The organism is Microbacterium sp. (assembly GCF_003248605.1).
GTDB lineage: Bacteria > Actinomycetota > Actinomycetes > Actinomycetales > Microbacteriaceae > Microbacterium.
Window position 1 is genome coordinate 1 of record NZ_QFPF01000110.1, and the last position, 8,351, is coordinate 8,351.

11 protein-coding genes are annotated in these 8,351 nt (G+C 67.0%); 3 read left to right on the plus strand and 8 right to left on the minus strand.

Going from position 1 to position 8,351, the window contains the following annotated elements; genetic code table 11:
* The 3 genes from DI573_RS12545 to DI573_RS12555 form a co-directional block, all read left to right on the plus strand.
* Positions 1–500: ImmA/IrrE family metallo-endopeptidase (locus DI573_RS12545; protein ID WP_292814791.1), on the plus strand; the 500-nt coding region annotated here is incomplete at its 5' end.
* The gene (locus tag DI573_RS12550) at positions 497–838 is read left to right on the plus strand and encodes a hypothetical protein (RefSeq protein ID WP_141742990.1); all 342 of its coding nucleotides are present in this window, start codon (positions 497–499) and stop codon (positions 836–838) included. The genes DI573_RS12545 and DI573_RS12550, both read left to right, overlap by 4 nt.
* Before the next feature lie 177 nt (positions 839–1,015).
* A complete protein-coding gene (locus DI573_RS12555) occupies positions 1,016–2,131 on the plus strand; it encodes a site-specific integrase (protein WP_292814816.1) in 1,116 nt (371 codons plus the stop codon).
* 367 nt (positions 2,132–2,498) lie between these two features.
* On the opposite strand, the gene DI573_RS12560 is transcribed toward DI573_RS12555, so the two are convergent.
* The 8 genes from DI573_RS12560 to DI573_RS12595 all read right to left on the minus strand — a co-directional run.
* Positions 2,499–3,089 carry a hypothetical protein gene (locus tag DI573_RS12560; RefSeq protein WP_292814818.1) on the minus strand — a complete coding sequence of 197 codons (591 nt, stop codon included), beginning with the start codon at positions 3,087–3,089 and terminating at the stop codon, positions 2,499–2,501.
* Positions 3,090–3,464: a hypothetical protein gene (locus DI573_RS12565; RefSeq protein ID WP_292814821.1), complete on the minus strand. Its 375-nt coding sequence runs from the start codon at positions 3,462–3,464 to the stop codon at positions 3,090–3,092. It lies immediately after the preceding gene.
* Between the two features lie 30 nt (positions 3,465–3,494).
* The gene (locus tag DI573_RS12570) at positions 3,495–4,775 is read right to left on the minus strand and encodes an N-acetylmuramoyl-L-alanine amidase (protein WP_292814823.1); all 1,281 of its coding nucleotides are present in this window, start codon (positions 4,773–4,775) and stop codon (positions 3,495–3,497) included.
* 106 nt (positions 4,776–4,881) lie between these two features.
* Complete coding sequence (locus DI573_RS12575) at positions 4,882–5,586, minus strand: hypothetical protein (protein WP_292814826.1); 705 nt, start codon at positions 5,584–5,586, stop codon at positions 4,882–4,884.
* Entirely contained in the window at positions 5,586–6,950 is a 1,365-nt protein-coding gene (locus tag DI573_RS12580; RefSeq protein ID WP_292814829.1) for a hypothetical protein, read from the minus strand. Before DI573_RS12580 ends, DI573_RS12575 begins: the two co-directional genes overlap by 1 nt.
* Positions 6,947–7,741: a hypothetical protein gene (locus DI573_RS12585; protein WP_070519208.1), complete on the minus strand. Its 795-nt coding sequence runs from the start codon at positions 7,739–7,741 to the stop codon at positions 6,947–6,949. The genes DI573_RS12580 and DI573_RS12585 overlap by 4 nt, the downstream gene beginning before the upstream one ends.
* Positions 7,738–8,124 (minus strand): DUF2744 domain-containing protein, encoded by a 387-nt coding sequence (locus DI573_RS12590; RefSeq protein WP_070519209.1) that lies wholly within the window; start codon positions 8,122–8,124, stop codon positions 7,738–7,740. Before DI573_RS12590 ends, DI573_RS12585 begins: the two co-directional genes overlap by 4 nt.
* Positions 8,124–8,351, minus strand: a 228-nt coding sequence (locus DI573_RS12595; RefSeq protein ID WP_292814837.1) for a hypothetical protein, incomplete at its 5' end; no start/stop codon positions are given. The genes DI573_RS12595 and DI573_RS12590, both read right to left, overlap by 1 nt.

Genomic DNA, 8,351 nt, shown 5'->3' on the forward strand with positions numbered 1-8,351 from the left:
CCGAGCCCGCGGGCTCGGAAGCGCTGCCCCGATCGTTCTCGGATTTCTCGGTAACCACCGGCCGCAGAAGCTGGGCGAATCGAAGCAACCTCCCGCAGGGCCACCGGATGCTTGACGTCCCTGATCAACTCGCCGCCGCCATGGGCCTGCGCGTCGACGAAGTGCCCCTCGACGACAACTGGCCGCACGGGCTGTGGGTGCCGGAACGGCAGCAAATCATCCTCCGCCACGGCCTCGACCGCGTCACCCGCCGGTGCATCCTCGCGCACGAACTCGGCCACGCCCACCACCGCGACGTCCGCAGCGGCTACGACTCGGTGGACAGCAGGGCCGAGCGGCGCGCCGACGCCTTCGCCGCACTGCTGTTGATCTCGCCGGCCGAGTACGCCCTGGCCGAGGAACTCCACGGGCCCGGCGTCGCAGGACTCGCGCACGCCCTCGACGTCACCCCTCACCTCATCCGCGTCTGGCGCGGAGAACACGAAAGGAAAGCCCCATGACCCATCCGAACCCCGAACGCCCCGAGCATTCCACCCCGCGCCCCGAAGCCACTCATTGGGCCGCACCACCACAGCCACAGGCACCACCCATGCCCATCCCCAGCCCCAACGGCAAGCCCTACTTCCGCTCCGGCGGCTGGTTCGAAGTCCTCTCCATCACCGCAATGGTGATCGGTGCGTTGATGATTGCCTTCGGCCTGATCGCACTTTTCAACGGTACTCCCGGCTCTGGCATGGCGACGGCTCTTGGTCTCGTTGTCGTCGTTCTCGGCGGCATCCTCGCCGCAGTCCTCCGCCTCGGCTCAATGCTGGAAAGCACCATCACCCAGCGACGCTGAACGAAAGGACAGCAGCATAAACGCGAGCCACGCGTTCCCCACAGGCAATAGCACCACCGCCGCCATCGTCTGACAGAAAGAAGAACGCCGACCCCGCCGCACGCCTTGGACAGCTTGCACGGCAGGGCCGGAGATACGGCGCCGCCACCGGCGGCCCGCTGACACGAAGGATACGACATGTCGTCCATCACCCCGTACCAGACAAAGGCCGGCCGCCGGTGGCAAGTGCAGTACACCAAGCCCGACGGCTCCCGAAGCCGGAAGCGTGGCTTCCCCACCAAGGCAGCAGCCACCGCCTGGGAACAGGACCAAGGCCATGCCCGCCGCGCCGGCTCTTGGGTCGACCCAGCAAGGGAGAAAACCACCGTCTCCGAGATCGGGACGCGCTGGCTCGCCGCACAGACCCACCTCAAGCCCTCGACGGCCGCCGTCACCGATCAAGCATGGCGACTGCGCGTCAAACCCATGTGGGGCCACCGCGAAGTCGGCAGCCTTCGCCCCTCCGAAATCCAAGAATGGATCGCCAGCCTCAACGTCTCCGGCTCCACCGCCCGGCGCGCCCATGCCTGTCTGGCACAGGTCCTGGACATGGCGATTGCCGATGGGTGTCTTGTGAAGAACCCGGCGCGGGGGCTGAAGCTACCGCGGCGGTCGAAGGCGGTGAAGGTGTATCTGACGATGGAGCAGGTGCGGGCGATCGCCGACCAGTGCTCGGTGAAGTCGGAGATCGTGTGGCTGCTGGCGACGTCGGGCATTCGGTGGTCGGAGTTGGCGGGCCTCCAGGTGCGGGATCTGGATCTGGGGCGGCGGCGGGCGCATTTGCAGCGGGCGGCGGTGACGGTCAACGGCAAGGTGGAGATCGGCACGCTGAAGTCGCATGAGGCGCGGACCGTGGCCATTCCTCGGTTTGTGTGCAACATGCTGGAGCCGCTGATCGAGGGGAAGCCGAAGTCGGCATGGGTGTGGGAGCGGGTGCCGGGCGAGCCGATGAAGCTTCAGGGCTCCGGGTCGTGGTTCCACGGGGCGCGTGACCGGGCGATGGCGGCTGATCCGAACTTCCCGCGGGTGACGATGCACGGGCTGAGGCACGTCGCCGCCGGGCTGTTGGTGTCGGCCGGTGCGAGCGTGAAAGTCGTCCAACGCCAGCTGGGGCATTCGTCGGCGGCGATGACGCTGGACGTCTATGCGGACCTGTTCGACGGCGATCTTGATGCGGTGGCCGACACGATGGAAGAAATCCACAACGGGCTCGGTGCGGTTCAGTCGGCCGTCACGCAGCCGAAGGCCGCGTAGCGAAGTGAGCCAAAAGTGAGCCAAAAGCGAAAAAACCCCTGACTTAGGTGCAGGTCAGGGGCATTTTTCGGGCCAATCACATCCGGTTTCGAGTCCTGGCGGGGGAGCCGGACGACCACCCCCGCTGACCTGCTTAAATGCAGGCCAGCGGGGGTTTTCTGTTTTTCGGACGGGGGTATCTTTACGCCTCTTTACGCCTGTTTCTGCGTCTTTGTGAGCCAAAAGTGAGCCAAAAATGAGCCACGGAATCGCGGCTGCCCACCGCTCCCCCGCGGTGATGAACGCGCCGCTCAAATGCGAAAACGGCCCCGGCCGCTGCCCGTCAAAGGGGCGGCGGCCGGGGCCGTGCTCGTGCGGTGACCGTGCGTCACGACGTGTCCGGAGGCTCGCGCGGGTACGGGCCACCGTCCGGGAACACAATGTGGACGACGTCGTCCGGGATCAACTCCAGCGACGGTGGCCGCGGCTGAAGGTGCAGGACCGTCCACTCCTCACGGGCACGGATATGGCCGGCAAGGCGTCGGACGAGTTTCCACGCCTCGGCCCGCTCATCAGCCAACCGCGCCAGTTCTTTTCCCTGCGCGTCGATCTTCTCCGTCGCCTCATCGGTGCGACGCCGTTCTGCATCGAGGTCGCGCCGAGTCTTCTCGCCCCGGCGGCGTTCCACATCGAGATCTTTGCGGGTCTCGGTGAGGTCCTCCCGGATCCGGGAAAGGTCCGAACGCAGCTCGGTGGTCAACGCCTGCAGTCCGGCAAGATCGGCATTCCGTTCTTCAAGGCGGATCTTCTCCCGCTCCAGCTCCAGCTTCTCCTCGTCGGCCACCCGCTGGAGTTTCAACTTCTCGTCGGCGTTGCGGGATTCCCGCCAGGCGCGCACCCATGCCGCGGCGGCGAGGACGACTCCCCCGACGCCGGCGGCGATGCCACCCGGCCCGAACCAAAGCTCGACGCCGGACATCTAGTCCTCCAGGCGGTGCTCACCCACGTAGGACGCATCGCCGACACTGGTGGTTGCCGCAGCAGTCCCCAGCCCCAGGGCAGGGGCGATGACCGCAAGCAGCGAGTCAATCTGCGCTTCAGTTCCCCAGCCGAGATACACGCCGAGGGCACCGACCGCAGCCGCGAGGCCGTAGCCGGCCTGCCGCACAGGCGAATCCGAGTGGACGATGGCGAACAGCAAGGTGATGGCGGCGGTGGCCACGCCGACGACGGCCGGGGTGGCGGTGTCGTCGAGGATGCCCCACGCCACCAAAGCCGTGACGACAGCGCCGGCGGTGGCATACCAGGCGGCGCGGGCGCCAGCGGGGACAACGGAACGGATGAAATCGAACATGAGTGATCCTTTCGGGGATTCGGTGGCCAGCTACTGGCCGGGCTTGAGGTCGGGCTTTTCGCCGATGGCGTCGAGAATCCGGTCGAGTTTCGCCTCAAAGCGGGCGAGTCGCTGGTTGGCCTCGTAGGCCTGCTTGTCCGCGGTGCGGATGAAGGTGGCCAGCGGGGCCTCGAACGTGGAACCGTCGACGAGCGACGGCAAAACGGTGTCCAGCGTGGTGGGCATCAAAGTCTCCTTCGGAGGAATCGGACGGGGCGCCGGATCCGACGGCGGGGCGGGCGCCGGCTTCGGGCCGGCGAGGATCGCCTTGGCCTTGTCGATGACGACGTCGAACGGGAAGTTCGGCCCCGGATCCCAGTGCGTCGACTCGCCGAATGCCTTGGAAATGTCGTCGTGGCCACACACGCCCCACTTCCCGGCTCGCACGTCCTGCGGTCCGCGGCGGATGAGGGGGATGCCCTTGGCCTTCGAGTACGCAGCCAGCACCTTCGCCAGGGCGTCGATCTGCTTCGGACGGGCCAGCCACTGCTGGCGCGTCCAGGACGCCTTGCCCGACAGCGAGAAGTGGAACGCCACCCGGTTGCCGGTGAACATCGCCGCCCACGGGATGAACGCGTCGTCGTTCTCACGAGCGATGCGGCCGTTGCGGTCAATGACCAGGTGGTACGAGCCGCCGGCGGCGGGCGACTGCTGGTACTTCGCCATCCTGTCGGCCGACCACGTGCCGTCGTCTTCGAAGGTATGGATGCACAAAAGATTGCGGGGCTTCGTCGCCCGGCCATCGTCGTTGGGGGTCAGCAGGTCGATGTCAGCGGTGAGCGCGTTCATGGATTCCTTTCGGGTAGGTGTGGCCGGGGCTCCCGGCCATCGGGCGCCGCGGGCGGCCAGCCAGGCGTGCGGGTCCAGACGGTCCGGTCCCGGCGGGGACCAGACGTAACGGTGATGTTCGAAGTGGACGTGCGGGGCGACGCCGCCGTTGGTGGCCGAGGAGGGATTGACCCGGGCGACGCGCTGCCCGGCGCGGACGGTGTCGCCGACGGCGACTTCGCGGATGATGTGGCCGAGGACGCTGACTCCGCCGCCGGCGTCGGTTGGGTGGTCGATGACGATCCATCCGGCGGGGTCTGGGCCACCGAAGCCGCTGGCGGGTCCGGCCATGATGACGGTTCCGGCTTGCGGGGCGTAGACGGCGTTGCCGCCGGAGCCTCCGGCGCGGCCGTAATCGGTGCCCCAGTGGTAGCCGCCAGCTCGGGGCCCGAATGGGCTGGTGACGTGAGCGCCCTGGCTGAGTGGGTAGAAGTAGTCGGCCATCGGTCTCCTTTCCTTGGTGCATGAGGAAACCCCGCACCGGGCGGTGCGGGGTTCGTGCGGTTAGGTACGGGGTTCGTGCGGTTATGGGAGTGCTTCCCGTTTGTGGCTAAGCGCTGCTGCGGAATCTGATCCAGACGGAGCCCGCACCACCGGCCGCGCCGGCGGTCGCCCCACCGAAGGTGCCGCCGCGCCCACCGCCGCCACCGCCACCTGGTGACCAACCGGCCTGCCCGCGCCCACCGCCAGCACCACCGGGAAACTCCATCCCGAATCGGCTGACGTCTCCGGCGGCCTGGCCTGTGGCGTCACCGTAGGAGCTGCCACCGAGTCCACCTTGCGAGGAGACGGAAGGCCCCAAGTCGAACCCGTAAGAAACCTTCGACTCAGCACCGGGGTTCCCTGCGTTGCCGGCAGATCCCCCGGCGCCTCCCTTCCCGACCCTGACCTGGAAGGAGTTGAGGAAGTCCCCCTCGGACTTCGTCAGAGCGATGGTTCCCGTTTGCCAGGTAGCGGCGCGGCCTCCTTGGCCGTCGCGGTTGAAGCCGCCGTCACCGCCGTGCCCGCCGCCGCCACCACCGATGGCGATCACGTCGACCGCGACAGCCCACCACGGAACCCGCGGGGTGAACCGAACCTGATTACCGCTGGCGATGCCTCCTGTCGCACCGACGGTGAACAGGTACTCCTCGGTGCGGCCCTCCGGTGGGAAAATGCGTTCTGCACCGACGTAGACACCCAGGACTCGGCCCATCCGCGTCCCGTCGGGAAACGTGATCTGACGGACTTCGCGATCACCCACGTAAATCGACATCAGTCCGCCCCCACCACAAACGTGATCTGGTTGGAAGGCGTTGTTCCGCCCTCCGGCGGGGTCGACTGGACCACGACAGTGTAGTCGCCGACGACGCGGTTTGCGAGGGCAGTTTGGATCGCCGCGATCGCCTCCCCCTTGGTCTGCATCGCCGCAGCCAACTCGTGGATGGTGTCCAGATTCGACGGGGCCGAGCCGACGAGCTCCGCAATCTTCTCCGACGCCGCGATTTGTGCGGCAGCCGCCGCCGTCGTCGACGCCGCCCTCGCGGACTCAGACGCGGACGTCGCCGACTCCGAGGCCACCGACTCCGAAGCCGCCGCACGCGATGCCGCCTCCGCCGCACCATCCGCGTGCGCTGCGATGGACCCGACGGCTTCGGTCGCTGCCTGCGAAGCAGCGCTTGCCTCTCCCGCCGCCGTTGTCGCAGTCGATGCCGACTGGGCCGCGTCGGCGGCCGAAGCTTCTGCGGCATCGCGTGCCGTTTCGGCACGGTCGGCGTCGCCGGCGACGGCAGCGCGGACCGTGGCCGCACCGTCATCGACAACGGCCTGCACCCGGGACTGGGCCGACTGGGCCGTCGACGCGGCGGTCTCCGCGCGAGACGCGGCGTCAGCCGCGGTCGCCTCAGAGGTCGCGGCGCGGGCAGCATCTGCACCCGCATCAGAGGCGACACCGTCAAGGTACGCCTTCAGATCGCCCCCTTCGCTCAGGGAATTGCTCACCGATGTCGCCGACGCCGCCGCGGCTTTCGCTTCGTCGCGGGCGGAGACCGCCGCCAACTGGGCGGCACCGGCAGTCGCCGCAGACGACGTCGCCGAGGCGGCCGCTTCCGTCGCGGTCTCTGCGGAGCTTGCCGCCTCATCGCGGGAGGCCTCGACGGCGGTCCTCGCTTCGGCGGTGGCGGTGATGTCGGTTTGCAGCTGCGTGCGTACCGCCGCCGCACCGTCGGCGACGACCGCGTCGACATGCGTCGCCGACGCTTCCGCACGGGAAGCACTGGACTCAGCCGCGGCCGCCGACCTGGCGGCCTCCGCCGACGCCGCCTGCGCCTGGCCAACGACAACCGGCGTGTATTCAACCTGAGCATCGATCAGCGTAAAAAGGTCGTGGGTGCCCGTTTCCGGCAAATGCAGCTCCCACCACTTATGCACACCCATGGCGTTGAGCTCCACTCGGACCGGGCCCGGATCAAGCTCTGGAGACGTGAACCCGCCGCCGACAAGATTGAGCACGTGCCGCTCCTCCGTCACCATCTCCCCCCGCCCATCATGGGCCGGCCTGGTCGTCGTCGATGACACCGTGACGGTGCCCTGTGACGCTCGGCGTGCAATATCTCGAAAGAAGCCTGTCAAGATCGTCATGGCTCTACTTCCTCCTCCGGAGGCGTCTCCGGGATATACGAATCTTCGGCCCCGGTTCCACCAACATCGGTGCGACGGGAGATGTGCTGAACCTTCAGACGTGTGTTCGCCGGGCCGCCAAGCAGCTCGCGAGATCCATGGATCCAGCTGATTTCAACCTTGACCACATAGCCGGCTTCCGGGACGACGACTGACGAGACAATTACGTCGGTCTCACGTCGTGTGTTCCACTTGAATCCGACTTGCTCGGAAAACTGCGTTCCGTCCGGCGCGTAGACGCGGATTCGCCAGTCCACGCGTCCCGATCCGACGTTGAGGGCGTTCCCACCGATGGCAAGCTGCGCGTGCAAATCCCACAGGCCCTTGTCCTTCAGTCGGATCCCACCATCGTGAAGCTCACAGCCTCTCATCGGCCCGATCTGTTTGTTGAAGGGCATCGTTCCGTAGTTGGTCCCGAACTGGAGAAACCCTCCGACGGGATCCATGTACACGCTGCCGTAGTCGACCAGCGGGGACAGGAGGTCAAGGCGGGTGTTCAGGGCCAGTTGCCCGTCCTGGAAGGCCTGGGCGGCAACCTCGAATCCAGGACGGATTTTCCCCCGGAACAGGTCAGCGATTCCATCGAGGAGCCCGTCGATGAACCAGCCACGGGCATTTGTGACGGCGCCCTGCAGTTCGTCGCGAACCTTTCGTTTCGCGGCCTCATCGGCCTCGAACAGCTGCCGGATCTGCGCGTAGCTCAACGTCCCCGGAGGGACGACCGGATCAGACGGAGGCGTCGGAGTGCTCATGGTTCCTCCTCCCCCAGCAGCTTGCGCAGTTGTGCGCGCTGCTCGGCGGACAGCAGATTCAGGAGCGTCTTCGCGTCATCATCCGGCGCCTGCGCGACGTCGCTCGCCTCGACAGGCGGCACGCCCGGCGCCGGGCCTTTCACCCAGCGACCGGCACCAGCCTCAAGGATCGAGGCGCCGGGACGCGGTGGGATGTACCACTGCTGCTGCAACTCCGGATGAAATCGAAGACCGCAAGCCACCAAGTGATCAGCGATGAGCTTCATCTCTTCGAGACGAAGAAGCAGCGGAGCATCGAGGAGATGCCCGGGGTTGACCAGCGTCCACAAGACCTGATCACGCAGGTTGTTCATGTCGAGGTTCGATTGCAACGGAATGGGCATTACATCAGTCCTTGTCGTTGGAGATCCTTGGCGACACTTCCCGCGAGCTTGATCGCCCACTCGACCGGATCACGGCGGGGGAACTCGCCGATGGTCACGGCATAGTGATGCGGCTCATCGGCGGCCCAAGCAAGCGTCACCCGAGTGGCCTGGCCGGTCTCGATCCGGCCATCGCGGCTGAGCAATGACTCATGGCCGATCCGATCGCCGTAGTGCCAGTGCCCCTC

Coding starts and splice junctions, on each gene's coding strand:
- DI573_RS12550 (WP_141742990.1), top strand. CDS start 497: ATGACCCATCCGAACCCCGAACGCCCCGAGCATTCCACCCCGCGCCCC.
- DI573_RS12555 (WP_292814816.1), top strand. CDS start 1,016: ATGTCGTCCATCACCCCGTACCAGACAAAGGCCGGCCGCCGGTGGCAA.
- DI573_RS12560 (WP_292814818.1), bottom strand. CDS start 3,089: ATGTCCGGCGTCGAGCTTTGGTTCGGGCCGGGTGGCATCGCCGCCGGC.
- DI573_RS12565 (WP_292814821.1), bottom strand. CDS start 3,464: ATGTTCGATTTCATCCGTTCCGTTGTCCCCGCTGGCGCCCGCGCCGCC.
- DI573_RS12570 (WP_292814823.1), bottom strand. CDS start 4,775: ATGGCCGACTACTTCTACCCACTCAGCCAGGGCGCTCACGTCACCAGC.
- DI573_RS12575 (WP_292814826.1), bottom strand. CDS start 5,586: ATGTCGATTTACGTGGGTGATCGCGAAGTCCGTCAGATCACGTTTCCC.
- DI573_RS12580 (WP_292814829.1), bottom strand. CDS start 6,950: ATGACGATCTTGACAGGCTTCTTTCGAGATATTGCACGCCGAGCGTCA.
- DI573_RS12585 (WP_070519208.1), bottom strand. CDS start 7,741: ATGAGCACTCCGACGCCTCCGTCTGATCCGGTCGTCCCTCCGGGGACG.
- DI573_RS12590 (WP_070519209.1), bottom strand. CDS start 8,124: ATGCCCATTCCGTTGCAATCGAACCTCGACATGAACAACCTGCGTGAT.